At 58.0% G+C, this 16,773-nt stretch carries 16 protein-coding genes and 3 tRNA genes; 7 read left to right on the top strand and 12 right to left on the bottom strand.

What is annotated here, in order from left to right:
- Positions 1 to 203: 203 nt before the first annotated feature.
- The 7 genes from rplL to ACTJK5_RS03950 form a co-directional block, all read right to left on the bottom strand.
- The gene (gene rplL / locus ACTJK5_RS03980; RefSeq protein ID WP_062425171.1) at positions 204 to 581 is read right to left on the bottom strand and encodes a 50S ribosomal protein L7/L12; all 378 of its coding nucleotides are present in this window, start codon (positions 579 to 581) and stop codon (positions 204 to 206) included.
- A 58-nt stretch (positions 582 to 639) separates the two neighbouring features.
- Positions 640 to 1,158 (bottom strand): 50S ribosomal protein L10, encoded by a 519-nt coding sequence (rplJ, locus tag ACTJK5_RS03975; protein WP_062425172.1) that lies wholly within the window; start codon positions 1,156 to 1,158, stop codon positions 640 to 642.
- Positions 1,159 to 1,518: 360 nt separating this feature from the next.
- The gene (gene rplA, locus ACTJK5_RS03970; protein WP_062425173.1) at positions 1,519 to 2,214 is read right to left on the bottom strand and encodes a 50S ribosomal protein L1; all 696 of its coding nucleotides are present in this window, start codon (positions 2,212 to 2,214) and stop codon (positions 1,519 to 1,521) included.
- A 2-nt stretch (positions 2,215 to 2,216) separates the two neighbouring features.
- Positions 2,217 to 2,648, bottom strand: a complete 432-nt coding sequence (rplK, locus tag ACTJK5_RS03965) for a 50S ribosomal protein L11 (RefSeq protein WP_006316435.1) — start codon at positions 2,646 to 2,648, stop codon at positions 2,217 to 2,219.
- A 217-nt stretch (positions 2,649 to 2,865) separates the two neighbouring features.
- Positions 2,866 to 3,396: a transcription termination/antitermination protein NusG gene (gene nusG / locus ACTJK5_RS03960; RefSeq protein WP_062425174.1), complete on the bottom strand. Its 531-nt coding sequence runs from the start codon at positions 3,394 to 3,396 to the stop codon at positions 2,866 to 2,868.
- Positions 3,397 to 3,417: 21 nt separating this feature from the next.
- The gene (gene secE, locus ACTJK5_RS03955; protein WP_003523719.1) at positions 3,418 to 3,618 is read right to left on the bottom strand and encodes a preprotein translocase subunit SecE; all 201 of its coding nucleotides are present in this window, start codon (positions 3,616 to 3,618) and stop codon (positions 3,418 to 3,420) included.
- A gap of 187 nt (positions 3,619 to 3,805) precedes the next feature.
- Positions 3,806 to 3,881: transfer RNA gene (locus ACTJK5_RS03950), tRNA-Trp, on the bottom strand.
- Positions 3,882 to 4,341: 460 nt separating this feature from the next.
- On the opposite strand from ACTJK5_RS03950, the gene ACTJK5_RS03945 reads away from it, so the two are divergent.
- On the top strand, positions 4,342 to 6,357 hold the full coding sequence (locus ACTJK5_RS03945; RefSeq protein ID WP_440611894.1) for a methyl-accepting chemotaxis protein: 2,016 nt from the start codon (positions 4,342 to 4,344) through the stop codon (positions 6,355 to 6,357).
- Between the two features lie 240 nt (positions 6,358 to 6,597).
- Here ACTJK5_RS03945 and tuf read toward each other — a convergent pair whose 3' ends face one another.
- Complete coding sequence (gene tuf / locus ACTJK5_RS03940) at positions 6,598 to 7,773, bottom strand: elongation factor Tu (protein ID WP_111851116.1); 1,176 nt, start codon at positions 7,771 to 7,773, stop codon at positions 6,598 to 6,600.
- Positions 7,774 to 8,123: 350 nt separating this feature from the next.
- Here tuf and ACTJK5_RS03935 point away from each other — a divergent pair, with 350 nt between their 5' ends.
- Both ACTJK5_RS03935 and ACTJK5_RS03930 read left to right on the top strand, forming a co-directional pair.
- Positions 8,124 to 8,756, top strand: a complete 633-nt coding sequence (locus ACTJK5_RS03935; protein WP_062426609.1) for a TerC family protein — start codon at positions 8,124 to 8,126, stop codon at positions 8,754 to 8,756.
- 245 nt (positions 8,757 to 9,001) lie between these two features.
- The gene (locus tag ACTJK5_RS03930) at positions 9,002 to 9,124 is read left to right on the top strand and encodes a hypothetical protein (RefSeq protein WP_312809601.1); all 123 of its coding nucleotides are present in this window, start codon (positions 9,002 to 9,004) and stop codon (positions 9,122 to 9,124) included.
- 549 nt (positions 9,125 to 9,673) lie between these two features.
- Here ACTJK5_RS03930 and ACTJK5_RS03925 read toward each other — a convergent pair.
- Together ACTJK5_RS03925 and ACTJK5_RS03920 are read right to left on the bottom strand one after the other, a co-directional pair.
- Positions 9,674 to 9,747: transfer RNA gene (locus ACTJK5_RS03925), tRNA-Gly, on the bottom strand.
- 25 nt (positions 9,748 to 9,772) lie between these two features.
- Positions 9,773 to 9,857, bottom strand: a tRNA-Tyr gene (locus ACTJK5_RS03920).
- A gap of 223 nt (positions 9,858 to 10,080) precedes the next feature.
- Between ACTJK5_RS03920 and ACTJK5_RS03915 the strand changes: the two genes are divergently transcribed.
- The 4 genes from ACTJK5_RS03915 to mntR all read left to right on the top strand — a co-directional run bounded on the left by ACTJK5_RS03915 (position 10,081) and on the right by mntR (position 13,640).
- On the top strand, positions 10,081 to 10,962 hold the full coding sequence (locus ACTJK5_RS03915) for a TrmH family RNA methyltransferase (protein WP_440611893.1): 882 nt from the start codon (positions 10,081 to 10,083) through the stop codon (positions 10,960 to 10,962).
- 50 nt (positions 10,963 to 11,012) lie between these two features.
- Entirely contained in the window at positions 11,013 to 11,423 is a 411-nt protein-coding gene (locus ACTJK5_RS03910) for an acyl-CoA thioesterase (RefSeq protein ID WP_062598528.1), read from the top strand.
- 222 nt (positions 11,424 to 11,645) lie between these two features.
- On the top strand, positions 11,646 to 12,950 hold the full coding sequence (locus ACTJK5_RS03905; protein WP_440611892.1) for an Nramp family divalent metal transporter: 1,305 nt from the start codon (positions 11,646 to 11,648) through the stop codon (positions 12,948 to 12,950).
- Between the two features lie 240 nt (positions 12,951 to 13,190).
- Positions 13,191 to 13,640: a manganese-binding transcriptional regulator MntR gene (gene mntR, locus ACTJK5_RS03900; RefSeq protein WP_440611891.1), complete on the top strand. Its 450-nt coding sequence runs from the start codon at positions 13,191 to 13,193 to the stop codon at positions 13,638 to 13,640.
- A 26-nt stretch (positions 13,641 to 13,666) separates the two neighbouring features.
- On the opposite strand, the gene ACTJK5_RS03895 is transcribed toward mntR, so the two are convergent.
- The gene (locus tag ACTJK5_RS03895; RefSeq protein WP_116492350.1) at positions 13,667 to 14,848 is read right to left on the bottom strand and encodes a DUF1501 domain-containing protein; all 1,182 of its coding nucleotides are present in this window, start codon (positions 14,846 to 14,848) and stop codon (positions 13,667 to 13,669) included.
- Positions 14,849 to 14,851: 3 nt separating this feature from the next.
- Positions 14,852 to 16,429 carry a DUF1800 domain-containing protein gene (locus ACTJK5_RS03890; RefSeq protein WP_440611890.1) on the bottom strand — a complete coding sequence of 526 codons (1,578 nt, stop codon included), beginning with the start codon at positions 16,427 to 16,429 and terminating at the stop codon, positions 14,852 to 14,854.
- Positions 16,430 to 16,773 lie beyond the last annotated feature (344 nt).

Raw genomic sequence — 16,773 nt, 5'->3', positions numbered from 1 at the left:
CGACCCCGTCGAATAATGGGTAAAATCAATCTCGTTCCACTTCCCGGATCGATCAGGCCGGATTGCCTGATGAGCCGGTTCGGAACCATTCTCTTGAAGAACCCATTACCCAAGATCCGTTTTCAGGCGGTTCTTGGGTAATCGGTTTCAAACAGAGCGACAACGGGAGAAGGATTTTCCTTCTCCCGCCAGCAATCGCAAGATTACTTAACGTCGACCTTAGCGCCGGCGTCTTCGAGCTTCTTCTTGAGGTCAGCAGCTTCAGCCTTGGAAACAGCTTCCTTGACAGGCTTCGGAGCGCCTTCAACGAGGTCCTTAGCTTCCTTCAGGCCGAGGCCGGTGATAGCGCGGACTTCCTTGATGACGTTGATCTTGTTGGCGCCAGCGTCAACCAGGATAACGTCGAACTCGGTCTTTTCTTCTTCAGGAGCAGCAGCAGCAGCACCGCCGCCAGCAGCAGCAACTGCTACAGGAGCAGCAGCCGAAACGCCCCACTTCTCTTCGAGCAGCTTGGAAAGCTCAGCAGCTTCCAGAACGGTCAGCGAGGAGAGGTCTTCTACGATCTTTGCGAGATCAGCCATTTTTCAGTTCCTTTAATTCGGTTCGAACCGGTTTGAATATTTACAGCGAAAAACCGCCTTAAGCGGCTTCGTCCTTCTTGGAGTAAGCCGAGAACACACGAGCAAGCTGGCTTGCCGGTGCTGCCACAACCGTTGCGATGCGCGTTGCCGGGGCATTGAGAAGGCCCAGCAGCTTTGCACGCAGCTCGTCCAGCGAAGGCAGGGTCGCAAGCGACTTGACTGCATCTGCTGTCAGCGTGGTTGCGCCCATGGCGCCGCCCAGTACAACGACCTTGTCGTTGGTCTTGGCGAAGTCCATGACGACTTTCGGAGCAATCATAGGGTCAGTGCTGTATGCAATCAGCGTCTGTCCCTTGAAGAGATCTGACATCCCTTCCGACTCCGTACCCTGAAGAGCGATCTTGGCCAGGCGGTTCTTCGCGACCTTGACGGTGCCGCCAGCAGCACGCATTTTCGAACGAAAATCGTTCATCTGCGCAACTGTGACACCAGCATAGTGGGCCACGACAACTGAACCGGAAGCCTTGAAGACTTCGTTCAGCTCCGTGACGAATTCGCGTTTTTCCGCTCTTTCCACTGTCTGTCTCCAGTAGATGACTACACATTGAATGTGCACCCATCGGGTTTGCCTTTGCCTCAAGGAATTTCGTTGCCGAAATCCCAAGCGACGCTTGAGGATCCTGTCCCCCGCTCTGTCGCCGCAAACGGCTTCAGGCACAGGCACATCAGGTTCGAACCGGATTATTTAGCATCGTCTCGATGCGAAAATCCGGGCTCTTACCCGTCTCATGCAGGTTGAATGATTAAGGCCAATATCCCGAAAGATACCGACCACCTGCAATCTCGGACAGGAATTCCGGGTTGCCCCGGAAATTTCCGGCCCTTGCGAGCCGGAAATCTGTGTTGCCGCGCCTCATTACGAAGCGCGGCGAATGGATTAGGCCGTAACCGACGAAGGGTCGATCTTGAAGCCTGGGCCCATGGTGGAGGAGATGGCTACGCGCTTGACGTAGTTGCCCTTTGCACCCGTAGGCTTGGCCTTGATGACGGCGTCAGCAAAAGCCTTGATGTTTTCTTCCAGCGCCTTGGCATCGAACGAAGCCTTGCCAACGCCAGCGTGAACGATACCGGCCTTTTCGACGCGGAACTCGACAGCGCCGCCCTTGGAAGCCTTGACGGCACCAGCGACATCCATCGTAACCGTACCGACCTTCGGGTTCGGCATCATGCCGCGCGGGCCGAGAACCTTGCCGAGACGACCGACGAGCGGCATCATGTCAGGGGTGGCGATAACGCGGTCGAAATCGATCTTGCCGCCCTGAACCGTTTCCAGCAGGTCTTCGGCACCAACGATGTCTGCACCAGCAGCCTTGGCTTCGTCAGCCTTGGCGCCACGAGCAAAGACAGCAACGCGAACGTCGCGGCCTGTGCCGTTCGGCAGGTTGACAACGCCACGAACCATCTGGTCGGCGTGACGCGGGTCAACGCCGAGGTTCATTGCAACTTCGATGGTTTCGTCGAACTTGGCGACAGCCCGTTCCTTAACCATCGAAATGGCATCGGTCAGGCCGTAGAGCTTGTTCGGGTCAACACCTTCACGGATCTTCTGTACGCGCTTTGCAAGCTTAGCCATGATCAACCTACCACTTCCAGGCCCATGGCGCGGGCGGAGCCCTCAACCATTGCCATTGCGCCTTCGATATCGGCTGCGTTCAGATCCTTCATCTTGGCTTCTGCGATCGTCTTGACCTGAGCCTTGGTGATGGAGCCGACCTTGGCGCCCTTGCCAGGCGTCTTGGAACCGGAGGTGATCTTAGCTTCCTTCTTCAGCCAATAGGTCATCGGCGGCTGCTTCATTGCGAAGGTGAAGGACTTGTCCTGGTAATAGGTGATGACGACCGGGATCGGCATACCCTTTTCCATTTCCTGCGTGGCGGCATTGAACGCCTTGCAGAATTCCATGATGTTAATGCCACGCTGACCAAGCGCAGGTCCGATTGGCGGGGACGGGTTGGCCGATCCTGCCTTTACCTGCAACTTGAGCTGGCCTGCAACTTTCTTAGCCATTTCTCTCTGCCTTTCAAATCGAACCGGTTGCCCGGCCCATATGCCGGAAAATCCGGCGGCTGCGGTTGCGTGGTTCGATCCCTGCCCCGGCTAAGAGCCAGACGATCTTCCACGCGTTCTGCGACCATGGTCGCATTCCATCAGGCTTTTAAAGCAACAACTTGCTCGACATTCCTGATGTATCTGGTGAAGGGCACGAAAGCCCCTCGAAACCTGATCAGACCTTTTCGACCTGATTGTACTCCAGTTCCACCGGAGTAGCGCGACCGAAGATCGAGACTTCGACCTTAAGGCGCGAGCGCTCTTCATCGACGTCCTGAACAACACCGTTGAACGATGCAAACGGACCGTCGGAGACGCGAACCTGCTCGCCGATTTCGAACGATACCGAAGACTTCGGACGCTCGACACCCTCCTGAACCTGACCGAGAATACGGTCGGCCTCGGAGTCGGGGATCGGAACCGGCTTGTTGTCGGAACCGAGGAAGCCGGTGACTTTCGGCGTATTCTTGATGAGGTGATAGGCCTCATCCGTCAGGTTGGCGCGCACAAGCACGTAACCTGGAAAGAACTTACGTTCGCTATCGACCTTGCGACCGCGACGCACCTCGACCACCTTTTCAGTCGGAACGAGGATTCTCTCGAACAAATGGTCCAGACCCTTCTGGCGAACCTTTTCTTCGATCGATTCAGCCACCTTCTTCTCGAAATTCGAGTAGGCCTGAACGATATACCAACGCGCTGCCATTATAGTTCTCCGTTCGATTCGTTAGCGGCCGACGTTCAGCACGAGGCTGAGCAACCAGCCGATGAGCTGATCTGCCGCAAAGAAGAACAGAGCCGCAAAAATGACCATAACCAGCACCATTGCCGTGGAAATCATGGTCTCGCGGCGCGATGGCCATGTGATCTTCGACGCTTCGGCGCGCACCTGCTGCAGAAACGTAAACGGATTGGTTTTGGATGCCATTGACTGCCCACGCAATTACGGCGCGTAAAGCCGATACTAATCAGCCCCACGCACCGCGTGTCTGTTTTGACCCTACATAAACGCCGATTCCCATTTTAACAAGAGGAAATCGACATTCGGCGAATTCGCCGGATAACCGGCACCCCATCCGCCATGCAGCGAAGTTGCGCGCTTGCGAGTGAGGAAGTGGCAGGGGCAGAGGGGCTCGAACCCCCGACCTGCGGTTTTGGAGACCGCCGCTCTACCAACTGAGCTATACCCCTTTAAGACCAGCCCAGACTCAGCTTTACGCCTCGCCCGTGCGGTGTGCGCCTCCTTTAAGGCGATGCGCCAAGATTGGCAAGGGTATTTTTGCTTTTTTCCTCGATCCCACGATCCACAGGCAGGCTCAGGAAGAAGACGTGTGAAAACGCGCCGTCGCATGCGTATAATTTGAATTACTAAAATATTAACAGAGTATTTACAAAATATAAACGCGCTTGGACAGAAATTTTTGAATATCGGCGTGAACCAAACCGAGTATTGCCTCGTTATGGCATCGTCTTGTTACGTCTGTCTTTAGGCCGCGAGACAAACGTCGCTCGAATGAGTTGTAGCGGCGCTTCAGATTTTATTCTGCTGCAGGAAGATATGATGGCTTCCCGCGCGCTTTCCGGCGGTGCGGGTGTCCAGTCATGCTGGTCGGTCGCATTAGTGCTCCTCGTTCATCTGCGGCTAAGAGACATGATAAATCAACTGCAACATATGAAGACCTCTCTCAAGATCACGATCACCTTCGCGATCCTCATCGTTGTCGCGGCAACGGTCAGCTTTCTTAATTATCGCAGCATTCATTTCATCGACAAGACGAATGGCTGGATCCAACACACCAATGAAGTCTACCGGGCGACGAACAGCATTCTCGTTGCTATCGTCAATCAGGAAACGGGATTGCGCGGCTATCTCATCGCCGGCAAGGACGAGTTCCTCGATCCCTATCGTGGCGGGATCAAGGACTACGAAGCTGGACTAGCCAAGGTAAAGGAATTGACCGCGGACAACCCCGTCCAGCAGCAAAGGCTTGCGGCACTTGACGAACAGGCCAAGGCTTGGCGCACAAACATTGCAGAAAAAGAGATTGCGCTGATGCGCAATGCGGCCACCGCCGAGGAGGCAAGAGCGCTCGAGGCTCAAGGTGCGGGCAAATCTTACATGGACAATATCCGCAGCACCATTGGGGCCATTCAGGAAACTGAGCGAGCCCTGATGACGACACGAAACGCAGAGGGCGATGCGGCGGTTACCAATTCAGACTGGGTGAACCTTGCCGGTCTGATCGGCCTTACGGGTTTCGCTCTGTTTGGTGGCTTCGCTCTCTATCGGGGCATTGCCGAACCCGTTGGCAGTTCCACGGCTGTTATGCGTAAGCTCGCCGAAGGCGATCTCGACGTGGATGTCCCCTTCACCGAACTGAAGAACGAGCTCGGCGAGATGGCGCGTGCTGTCGAGGTCTTCAAGCAGAACGCCATCAAGGTGCGTGAGATGAACGCCCAGGAGGCAGCGCTGCAGGCAAAGAGCGCAGATCTGCAATCCAATATCGGTGAGGTGGTCTCGGCAGCAGTAGCCGGCGACTTCACCAAGCGCATCACCAAGAACTACAACAATGTCGATCTCGACAGGTTCGCAGCTCAGGTCAACGAGTTGGTCGCCTCCGTCGATCGCGGTGTTGCAGAAACCCGCCGCGTCATCTCCGCCCTTTCGGACGGCGATCTGACGGCTGGCATGCATGGTGACTTCCAGGGTGCGTTTGCTGAACTGCGAGACAATGTCAACCACACCATGGCAAACCTTCGCCACCTTCTCGGTCAGGTTCGCGTCGCAATCGAAACCATCAATGGTGGCGCAGGCGAGATGCGCACAGCCTCCGGCGAGTTGTCCAAGCGCACCGAGCAGCAGGCTGCCTCTCTCGAAGAGACCTCCGCGGCGCTCGAAGAAATCACCGCAGCGGTGAAGAACTCCACCGAACGCGCCACCGAGGCCAGCCATATGGTCGACGAGGCACGCCGTTCGACCGAACAGTCCAGCGCCGTGGTGCAGAATGCTGTCTCCGCCATGGGCCGCATCGAACAGGCGTCTGGTGAGATTGGCCAGATCATCAACGTTATCGATGAGATTGCCTTCCAGACAAATCTGCTGGCGCTCAACGCGGGCGTCGAAGCGGCGCGCGCTGGCGACGCCGGCAAGGGCTTTGCCGTCGTCGCTCAGGAGGTGCGCGAGCTGGCGCAACGCTCCGCCAACGCTGCGAAGGAAATAAAGACGCTGATCTCCCGCTCCGGCGATGAGGTTCAGTCTGGCGTCAAGCTGGTTACGGCGACGGGCGAAGCCCTCGGTCAGATCCAGAATCATGTGGTCAAGATCAACGAGCACGTCCACTCGATCGCCACCGCAGCTCGGGAGCAGTCCACTGGACTGTCGGAGGTCAACACCGCCGTCAACCATATGGACCAGATGACGCAGCAGAATGCCGCCATGGTGGAGGAGTCGACGGCCTCGTCCAATCGTCTGGCCGATGAGGCATCCAACCTCGCCCGCCTCATCACCCGCTTCAAGCTGGACGATACGGCCCCTGCCCTGCGCGCCGCATCGCACGATGCAACGCCGGTCCTTTCTCCCGCCCGCGCTCTGAGCGGCAGGTTGACCAAAGCGTTTGGCGGAAGAACAGCTGTTGCTGCTGCTCCAGGTCAGTGGGAAGAGTTCTGAAAACGATAGTAGCAACGCTGGTCCGCAACAAAGCGGACTGGCGGTGCTGACAGAATGGGTTTTTCGACAAACGCCCGGTGGCCCTCCCACCGGGCGTTTTTGTTTGAATGCAAAGTGCGACGCGGATGGCGATGGGGATGGTCAGCCGTCACATCCGGTAGTGACAGATGCCAAGTACCCCAAAAAGCAAAAGCCCCGCTGTCGCCAGCGGGGCTTTGTCAAATCCCTTGCGGGAAAAGATTACTCGATGATCGAAGCAACGATGCCGGCGCCGACGGTACGGCCGCCTTCGCGGATCGCGAAGCGCAGCTTTTCTTCCATCGCGATCGGAACGATCAGCTCGACTTCAACCGTGACGTTGTCGCCAGGCATAACCATTTCCGTGCCTTCTGGAAGCGAAACGATACCGGTAACGTCAGTCGTACGGAAATAGAACTGCGGACGGTAGTTCGTGAAGAACGGCGTATGACGGCCGCCTTCTTCCTTCGTCAGGATGTAGGCTTCTGCCATGAACTTCTTGTGCGGCTTGACCGAACCTGGCTTGCAAAGGATCTGACCACGCTCAACGCCATCGCGCTGTACGCCACGAACCAGTGCACCGATGTTGTCGCCAGCCTGGCCCTGATCGAGCAGCTTGCGGAACATTTCAACGCCGGTAACAGTCGTCTTCGACGTCGCACGAATGCCGACGATTTCGACTTCTTCACCAACCTTGACGATACCACGCTCAACGCGGCCGGTCACAACCGTACCACGACCAGAGATCGAGAACACGTCTTCGATCGGCATCAGGAACGGCTGGTCGATCGGACGCTCAGGCGTCGGGATGTAGGCGTCAACCTGAGCCATCAGCTCGCGGATGGCGTCTTCGCCGATCTTCTTGTCGGAATCTTCAAGAGCAGCAAGTGCCGAACCCTTGACGATCGGAATGTCGTCGCCTGGGAAGTCGTAGGACGACAGAAGTTCGCGAACTTCAAGCTCGACGAGCTCCAGAAGTTCTGCGTCGTCAACCTGGTCGACCTTGTTGAGGAACACGACGATCGCCGGAACGCCGACCTGGCGAGCAAGCAGGATGTGCTCGCGCGTCTGCGGCATCGGGCCGTCAGCAGCAGAGCAAACCAGGATCGCGCCGTCCATCTGCGCAGCACCGGTGATCATGTTCTTCACGTAGTCGGCGTGGCCGGGGCAGTCAACGTGAGCGTAGTGACGGTTCGGCGTCTCATACTCAACGTGTGCCGTCGAAATCGTGATACCACGAGCCTTCTCTTCAGGAGCCGCGTCGATCTGGTCGTACGCCTTGAACTCGCCGAAGTACTTCGTGATCGCGGCAGTCAAAGACGTCTTGCCGTGGTCAACGTGACCGATCGTGCCGATGTTGACGTGCGGCTTATTCCGCTCAAACTTGCTCTTTGCCATGTGAATTGCTTCCTGTGAACGTGAAGTAGTTTTCCCGGCGAACCGGTTTGGTGTCGCCGTTTAAGGCTTTGTAACCGAATGCGCAAGACTTAATTGTCGACGCGTGGAATCGGCAGCCAAAAGCAGCGCGATTGCCGGCATATGGGGATGTTTCACCGCGTTATCAACCACTTTAAGGAGCCCGTGACGCGGCTGAAGGTCCGTTACTCTTTACCTCGATCCAATTCCTGTCATATTGCCAGCCGAAATCGCCAGGGGGAAACGGCGATTGAAACACGCTCTAGCGCTCTTCACACATCACTTCGGCGTCGCTTTTCGCGCGGCCCTTTGCCTACGCTTCGGGATATAGAATGGAAATCTTTACAGCAGCTGGCTTCACCGCCTTTCTACAGGTCATCGCGATCGACCTGGTTCTCGCAGGTGATAACGCCATCGTCATCGGTCTGGCCGCCGCAGGCCTTCCCGCTCATCTGCGCCGCAAGGCGATCCTCGTCGGCATCATCGCCGCAACCGTGCTGCGCATCGCCTTTGCGGCGCTGACAGTTCAGTTGCTTGCAATCGTCGGCCTCCAGCTTTTCGGCGGGCTCCTGCTCGTCTGGGTGTGCTGGAAGATGTGGAGCGAACTTCGCGAACAAAACGCGTCTGCAGGAGACACGGTCACCGATGCGGAAGCCGATCTGACCAAGGGTCACAAGACGTTCTTCCAGGCCGCAACCCAGATCGTCATTGCCGACGTCTCCATGTCGCTGGACAACGTTCTGGCCGTTGCCGGTGCCGCACAGGACCACGTGACTGTCCTCATCATCGGCCTCGTCGTGTCGATCGCGCTGATGGGCCTTGCCGCCAACTTCGTTGCCAAGCTGCTCCACCGCTATCGCTGGATCTCCTATGTCGGCCTCGCCGTCATCGTCTACGTCGCACTCAACATGCTCTATCATGGCGCTGTCGAAGTCTGGCCTTACGTCCAGCCCTACTTCAGCTAAGCGAGCAGGACCGCTCTCTTAATAATAAGGAGCCCGAAACCGAATCTTTCGGGCTTCTCATCTCCATCGAAAGCGAAGGATACCAGGACTGTATCCGCCAAGTTGATTCTTCGCGGCCGCGTAAAGCGGCTCTAAAACAAGCCAAAGAACTCGCCTGTCCCTTCTGGTGATTGCCGTCAGCTTCACGCAAGCATAGAAGACCACTACTTTAGACATAACGAATAACCAAAAGGATGTCTGAACCCATGGCCTATGACTGGTCCGGCGGCCGCACACGGCGCTCTCGACAGTTAAAGATTGGCGCAGCACTCACCTTCATGCTGTTGGCCGCATTGGTTGCGCAGTTCGTCTACTACACCGCGAGCTAAACCCCCGAAGAAAATGCTGCGGCCTTCGGCAAGACCGCAGCCCATCCCAGCCAGACGTACGTTTGTCCAAGCGCTCGAAAGAGCCTTCTATATCCTGGCAGTGCCGCAGTTCCTGCACCCGAACAGCACATATCGAGCAGCACGTCTAATCCCAAAGCCTCTGCACCTGCCGAAGCAGCTAGGGAGACGTCGAGTCACACACTCTCCTCACATTTCCTCAGGCCTTGAAATTTCAGGAGGATAGACCCCACTCGGGGCGCTCCACCGTGACCTCTTCGAAGTCAGGCATGGATGACAGGCTGCGAAGGGTTGAGATCATCCGGTCAGTGCAGCGGTCAGCAGCCACGTCAGTTCATGGTGCGGATCGTCATCTAAACTGACTTCACCGAAATCGCGATCGGCGGTCGGTGATTCTGCGGTGGTCGCTGATCCAGTCTCACAGAGAGACGAGGAATCAGGCAGACGATGTCTCGAGATTGAAGATCGAATCGCAGAACGCCTCAACGCAAAACATTGAAGTCAAACGCACGTATTTTGGGGAAGCATGTTTGGAGCGGGTAGCGGGAATCGAACCCGCGTATTCAGCTTGGAAGGCTGCTGCTCTACCATTGAGCTATACCCGCGGCGGTGATTTCGATCCGTGCAGAATGGTGGAGGGAGTTGGATTTGAACCAACGTAGGCTGAGCCAACGGATTTACAGTCCGTCCCCTTTAACCACTCGGGCATCCCTCCAGTATTCTGCGAGGATCAAGCGACCAAGCTTAGTCCAGATGTCCGTTCGGCGCTGCGCCGTTCGTCGTCTGTGGCCGCGTATATGACGGCCCTTCATCGTTCTGTCAACACGATGCGTGTCGAAATTTCAGGAAAAAATTCGAGCAGTGTCAAAGCCCTGTGGATGGCGCCAGCTCATGCGGTGGGGACTGGTGCGGATGACCCGGCAGCGATATAAGGCGACATGAGCAAAGACGATCCCAACGATAAATCCACCCGCGACACGCACTATGCCAACCTCCGACGCGCGGTGCGCGACGGTAAGCGTGAGCGCGGAGAAATCCCCACGCCGCCGCAGCAAAAGCGCCGCAACAAGGGCGCAGACGACTGGAAGCCGCCGCAGCTTGGCGCCGACCAGGTCTATCTCTACGGCCTGCATACGGTGCGTGCCGCCCTTGCCAATAAGGAACGGCAGATCATCAAGCTGTCCGTGACGCAAAACGCGTTCGCACGACTGGAAATCGGCGAAGCCGCCGCCCAGCCCTTCCCGGTCGAGATGGTTGCGCCGCAGGACATCGATAAGGTCCTTGGTCCTGACGCCATCCACCAGGGCGTGATGCTGGAAACCCGGCCGCTGCCGGTGCGCAAGCTTTCGGCGCTGAAGGACAGCCCGCTGATCCTGGTTCTCGATCAGGTCACCGATCCGCACAATGTCGGCGCCATCATGCGCTCGGCCGTCGCCTTTAACGCTGGGGCCCTGATCACCACCATGCGCCACAGCCCGACCGAATCCGGCGTGCTGGCAAAATCCGCCTCCGGCGCGCTGGAAATGATCCCCTATATCCAGATCACCAATCTCGCCGATGCGCTGGGTGAACTGCACAAGCTCGGCTTCACCTCCATCGGCCTCGACTCCGAAGGCCCCGCCCCCATCGAGCAGGCCTTCAGCGGCGACAAGATTGCCTTGGTTCTGGGCGCCGAAGGCAAAGGCCTGCGCCAGAAGACGCGCGAAACGGTCACGCATCTGGCGCGCCTCGACATGCCCGGCGAAATCAAGTCGCTGAACGTCTCGAATGCGGCTGCCATTGCGCTTTATGCAACGCGGCAGTTTTTGGCGAAGGCATAGGGCCATCGCGTGATTCACAAGAACTCAGATATCCATGGAGAGACAACCCAATGAACCAAGCCCCCAAGCCCACCGGTGAACTGACGCTTCGCACGCTGGCCATGCCGGCCGATGCCAACCCGGCAGGGGATATTTTTGGGGGCTGGGTCATGTCTCAGATGGACTTGGCAAGCGGCATTCGTGCTGCCGAACGGGCGCGCTGTCGCGTAGTGACGGCGGCGGTGAAGGAAATGGCCTTCGAGCTTCCCGTCAAGATCGGTGACACGCTGTCCATCTATACCGATATCACTCGCACCGGACGTACCTCGATCACCCTTTGCGTCGAGGCATGGGCGCAGCGCTCACGTTACGACAAGCTGGAGAAAGTCACGGCTGGCACCTTCATCATGGTTGCCATGGATGAAAACGGCACGCCAACACCGCTTCCGCCGCTGAATTCGGTCGAAACTATCGAGGTCTGAGACCCACTGCCCCCCTGACCATTTTGGAATAGCCACGGGATAGCTCGATCTCGCCTCCCGGCACGCCTTAGCAGCCCATTGCCGATCTTCGCATCTTCCTTTCGGAGACTCGCTATCGAGCCCGAAGGGACGATGTTTTCAATTCGCCTTATCTCCCAATCATAGCTCATTGACAGAGAATTAGCCTTTGCTATGTTGCAGTGCAGCGACGTGGAGAGCCTGATGACGGACACAGTGACGCGACCGACCCTGTCGGAACGAACCGATGCAAAAATACGAGAAGTTCTGACCGGACAGCGGCGCGGTGTCGGCTCGCTGCTGCTCTTTGCTGGACCGGCTGTCGTTGCCTCAATCGCCTATATGGATCCCGGCAATTTCGCGACGAACATCCAGGCGGGCTCCGGCTATGGCTATTCGCTGCTATGGGTCGTTCTGATGGCGAATCTGATCGCCATGATGTTCCAGGCCCTGTCGGCCAAACTCGGCATCGTCACCGGACGCAATCTGGCGGAGATGTGCCACGACCAGTTCTCCACACCGGTCAGGATCGTCATGTGGATCGTCAGCGAAATCGCAGCCATGGCGACCGATCTGGCGGAGTTCCTTGGCGGTGCGATCGGTCTGTCGTTGCTCTTCGGCATGCCGCTGCTTGCCGGCATGGCGGTCACGGCCGTCGTCACCTATGGTATTCTTCTTTTCGATGGGCGCGGTTTCCGCCCCATGGAGCTGGTCATCGGGGCTTTGGTCTCCGTCATCGGCATTTGCTATGTCATCGAGATGTTCATCGCACCGGTTGACTGGGCCGCAGCCGGTCTTGGCGTGATTACCCCCTCCATGCCGGATGCAGCGGCGCTGACGATCTCGGTCGGCATTATCGGAGCGACGGTCATGCCCCACGCGCTCTATCTCCATTCCGGCCTCACACAGCATCGTGCCACGGCCCGCAACGACGCCGAGCGAAAGACACTCATGCGCTTTTCCAACTGGGAATGCGTCATCGCCCTTGCCGTCGCAGGGATGGTCAACATGGCGATGGTGATCATGGCGGCGGCGGCTTTCCATGCCGGCCATACGGATGTCGCCGAGATCGAAACGGCCTATCACACGCTCACGCCATTGCTGGGCGGTGCTGCGGCAACGGTATTTCTCATTTCGCTGATGGCGTCGGGCATGTCGTCTTCCGCCGTCGGCACCATGGCGGGGCAGATGATCATGCAAGGTTTCGTCGGTTTCCATATCCCAATCTGGCTGCGCCGCCTTGTTACCATGCTGCCGGCATTTGTCGTCGTGCTGATGGGCGTCAACACCACCGATGCGCTGATCTACAGTCAGGTCGTGCTGTCCTTCGCCCTGCCGATTCCAATGATCGCGCTCGTCATGTTCACCCGCAATCCCGCGATCATGGGCAACTTCGCCAACAAGTGGTTGCTCGACATCGCAGCGATCGTAGGCACCGTCATCATCCTGTGCCTTAACGCAGTGCTGCTGCTTCAGACCTTCGGCGTTCCGGTCCCAGGCCTGGGCTGAGAGCATTTCATCAATACTCTGGAAATTCACAGGCTATATGAGATGATCATAAAGCATCTCGCGCAAAAGTGTGCAGCGGTTTTGCGATGACGAGATGCGACAGAACAAAGAACGGAAGCGTAAGGCGCGAATCTGAAGGATCGCGACACGCTTCAAAGCATGTCGCGCAAAAGTGCTCACCGGTTTTGCGATAAGGACACGCGACAAAACAAAGAACGGAAGCGTGAAGAGTCTCGACCGATGAAGCAGCCTACCTTCAACGAAAGCCGACTGTCTTCCACCGGGGTGGAAACGCATGCCGAAGCTTTTCAGAAAAGCCGGGAGGCACGTCGCAGCGAACTCATGGAAGACTATGTCGAGCTGATCGCTGACCTGATCGAGCATTCCGGTGAGGCACGTCAGATCGATATTGCCCAACGTCTCGGCGTCAAGCAGCCAACCGCCGCCAAGATGCTGAAGCGCCTCGCTGAAGAAGGACTGATCACGCAGCGGCGCTATCGCGGCATCTTCCTCACCGAAGAGGGCCAGCAATTGGCCGAGCAGACGAGACGGCGCCACGAGATCGTCGAAGCGTTCCTATGCCGGCTTGGTGTCGATCCGGACACGGCACGGGCCGATGCCGAAGGAATTGAGCACCACGTCAGCGAAAAGACGTTGAAGGCGTTCCAACGCTTTCTCGAAAAAGAGTAGAGACCCCTGATCCTATAGAACACCGCTCATATCTTGAGGTAAGCCGACGATCTGTCGAAAGACAGTCCCGGAAAAATACCATTGGTCAGGGCTTCGCTACCGACATCGAACTGACGATAGAGCATGGCGGCAGCAACTTCGCGCACGTCGCCCGTCGGCATCAGGTCGCGATCGTCCAGCAACTTGCCGTCACCGAGGCCCGGCCATTTGCCAAGAACACGACCGCCCTGAATGCCGCCGCCTGCGAGAATGGCGACGCCGCCCGTGCCATGGTCGGTTCCACCAGTTCCATTCTCCCTCGCCGTGCGGCCAAATTCCGTCATTGCAAGGACCGTTGTCTTCTTCCACACATCGGGCCCAAGCGCATCTTTCAGCGTCGTCAATGCAATGGTCAGGTCCTTCACCGTGCGGGCGAATTGCGCCTTCTGTCCCGCATGCGTGTCCCAGCCATCGACAGAAAAGCTGGCGATGCGGTAGTCCTCGCGCAGCATGCCGCCAGCAAGCTTGGCAATATCACGAATGCCCTGCCCGCGCTTCTCATCCTGAAACAATTGCTCGGCCGCCATATCGGTGCGCAGCGCTTCGGCCAGCACCCGGCTGAACTCTGCGTCATTGGCATAGAGCCGCTTGAAGAAACCGACTTCATCGGCCGCCATGGTCATGTTGGAACTGGAGGCCCAGACATCCGCCTCGTTCGGCCCCGACAGAATGAGCTCCATCGATGTGTTGATATCGATTGCCTTGCGATCTTCGGATCGAGGGATGGCAGACAGCGCCCGGTTCAGCCATCCGGTGCGTTCGCCGTGCACCGCCTCCGCGCCGCTTTCGAGCATGTCCTGCCCATCGAAATGGCTGCGCTGGTCGCGATAGGGCGTCGACACCGCATGGACGAAGGCCAACTCCTTCGCCTGCCACATCGGCATCAGCGCCTCTGCCGCAGGGTTCAGGCCGAAATGCCCGTCGAGATCGATCAGACCGTCATCGGGCTTCAGCGCCAATGTCGGGCGAAATTGGGCAAAGGCGGGGTCGCCATAGGGCTGCACCAGATCGAGCCCGTCCATTGCACCGCGCAGAACGATCGTCACGAAGCGGTTTTCGCCCGGCATTGCGGCAAAGCTGACCGGAGAGAAGGCGGGCACAGCCGCCGCACAGCAAGCGGTCATCAAGAAGCCGCGGCGGCTCAACATCATATCCTGAGAGAAGGCCATGTCCTATCTCCTGTTGAATTCGGGGGAAGACAGCGCCAGCGTCAAACCGCTGACCCTGTTTGGCGCCTGTCCAACCACACGGATCGTGTCGTCGCGCGCCTGATCGGCCAGCGACACTTCAAGAAGCTTTTTCGGCTCCATATCCTTGCCGAGCGCGCCGGATGCCTTACGCGCCCACAGAATGCGTTCGCTCATCTGGCTGGGCGAAAGCCACGAGGCAACGCCCTCCTCGAAGCCCGCGGGGCTCGGGGGCTGCCACACCGGCTGGCCCATGCGGCGAAGGGCTGCCACGGTCAGCGTCCGGGCAAGACTGGCCTTCGGCTTTGGCAATTGCGCCGGATCGGAAGGCATCGCCGTTTTCATATCTGTTGGCGGCTTCTCCATCGCCATCTGCGCGCCATCGCCTTGCATGGCAGGTGCCATGTCATCGCTTGCGCTCTTCAATGCCTGCTGCGCTGCAGCCGCCACCGGAGTATCGAAGGGCGTGTAGCTATCGTCACCATCCGGAGACATGCGCTCACGCCAGTTCTTCCTGGTGATGCCAAAAGCGCGAAGTCCGGAGACGACATAGTCGAAAGGCAGCTTCATCTTGGCACCTGGCTCCTGCCAGGCGCGCGGATGGTTGAGCATGGCGGCATAGACCTTCGCCAGATTGCCGTCGCTCGCCTTCCACTCTTTGACCATCGCGGCGATCACATCCGGCGGCGGATTGTCGGCGATGAAGTGGGCCACGAGTTTGCGGCAGATATGCTGCGCCGTTTCCGGTCGGCTTGCCAGATCATCCAGCATGACGAGACAGTCATCAGCCGACCTGGGGTCGCCACCGTAGTTGACGCCGAGCACCTTGATCTCTCCCGGTTCTGCCATGCGGGGGCGAAACATCATCTCGTAATGATCGTCCACGGTCATGCCCGTCAGCACCAGCGCCGCAGAGCGCACATCGGTCTGCGTATAGCCGCTGCCGGCGCCCATGGTGTGCAGCTCGATCAGCTCGCGCCCGAGATTTTCATTCAGACCCTTCTTCCGATTTGTCGCCGCTGCCGACTGCGGGCCAGTCGATTGCGACTGATCGAGATAGATCAGCATAGCCGGATGCAGAACCGATGCCTGCAACAGATCGCGAAACGATCCCGCAAGATGCGGGCGAATGGCTTCGACCTCGTAGAGCGGCGTGATCATTCGCATCGGGAAGGATTTGTGCGCATTGACGGAGAAATGGTCGAACCAGAAGGCGGCCAGCCGCTCGTGAAACCCATAGGGTGAGAAGGCCGCCTGAAGCACCCGGGCAAGACTATCGCGCTGAAAGCTCTGCTCGGCCTTGCGCTGCAATTGCTGGCGCGCCGCGCGATCAGTCTCGGCATCATTGTTTTTCTTGGCGATCTTCAGCGCCTCAAACCCCTTGGCGAGGTCGTCAACTCTTTGCCGCGCATCGAAAGCACCGCCGATGGGAAAGAAGCTTTCCTTCAAAGGCGCATCCACGAGCTGCACCAGCAGATCGTCCGTGTTTCGGCTGAGTATCTGGTCCGGCGCAAGACCGTAACCATAGCGGATCGCCGCCATCGTTGGAGAAAACGGAGCCATGCCTGCCACTCCTGCCAACTATCGAGAGCAGCAGAATCCCCGTCAATTCGGGCAAAAAACGTGCAGAACGGCGGCATTTTGCCGACATGGACAATTTGTAATCCGTGCCAAGGCAGTAGCATTGGCGCAGGATTGCTCAACGACGCATTCGGCCTGAAGAGACCTGCCCCTCACCGTCTACTTAGACAAAACACCGCGCGCCGATACTATTGTCACCTGCGCCGCGCAGTGAATCGACAACGGTGACGTTGGAACTAGAAGCGGTTTCAGGGGTGAGGCTCACAGGTTGAATGCGGCTTGACCAGACTTCGGCGAAGGTGGAGAATCGCTGAAGCGAGGGCGCA

The sequence above is a fragment of the Agrobacterium sp. 22094 genome, from assembly GCF_052046015.1.
GTDB lineage: Bacteria > Pseudomonadota > Alphaproteobacteria > Rhizobiales > Rhizobiaceae > Agrobacterium > Agrobacterium cavarae.
Note: the sequence above shows the minus strand (reverse complement) of the source record. Positions and strands in the feature narration are given on the sequence as shown.

Coding starts and splice junctions, on each gene's coding strand:
- rplL (WP_062425171.1), bottom strand. CDS start 581: ATGGCTGATCTCGCAAAGATCGTAGAAGACCTCTCCTCGCTGACCGTT.
- ACTJK5_RS03935 (WP_062426609.1), top strand. CDS start 8,124: ATGGAAATCTTTACAGCAGCTGGCTTCACCGCCTTTCTACAGGTCATC.
- nusG (WP_062425174.1), bottom strand. CDS start 3,396: ATGGCAGCGCGTTGGTATATCGTTCAGGCCTACTCGAATTTCGAGAAG.
- ACTJK5_RS03915 (WP_440611893.1), top strand. CDS start 10,081: ATGAGCAAAGACGATCCCAACGATAAATCCACCCGCGACACGCACTAT.
- secE (WP_003523719.1), bottom strand. CDS start 3,618: ATGGCATCCAAAACCAATCCGTTTACGTTTCTGCAGCAGGTGCGCGCC.
- ACTJK5_RS03945 (WP_440611894.1), top strand. CDS start 4,342: ATGATAAATCAACTGCAACATATGAAGACCTCTCTCAAGATCACGATC.
- tuf (WP_111851116.1), bottom strand. CDS start 7,773: ATGGCAAAGAGCAAGTTTGAGCGGAATAAGCCGCACGTCAACATCGGC.
- mntR (WP_440611891.1), top strand. CDS start 13,191: ATGAAGCAGCCTACCTTCAACGAAAGCCGACTGTCTTCCACCGGGGTG.
- ACTJK5_RS03930 (WP_312809601.1), top strand. CDS start 9,002: ATGGCCTATGACTGGTCCGGCGGCCGCACACGGCGCTCTCGACAGTTA.
- rplA (WP_062425173.1), bottom strand. CDS start 2,214: ATGGCTAAGCTTGCAAAGCGCGTACAGAAGATCCGTGAAGGTGTTGAC.
- ACTJK5_RS03905 (WP_440611892.1), top strand. CDS start 11,646: ATGACGGACACAGTGACGCGACCGACCCTGTCGGAACGAACCGATGCA.
- ACTJK5_RS03910 (WP_062598528.1), top strand. CDS start 11,013: ATGAACCAAGCCCCCAAGCCCACCGGTGAACTGACGCTTCGCACGCTG.
- ACTJK5_RS03895 (WP_116492350.1), bottom strand. CDS start 14,848: ATGGCCTTCTCTCAGGATATGATGTTGAGCCGCCGCGGCTTCTTGATG.
- rplK (WP_006316435.1), bottom strand. CDS start 2,648: ATGGCTAAGAAAGTTGCAGGCCAGCTCAAGTTGCAGGTAAAGGCAGGA.
- ACTJK5_RS03890 (WP_440611890.1), bottom strand. CDS start 16,429: ATGGCTCCGTTTTCTCCAACGATGGCGGCGATCCGCTATGGTTACGGT.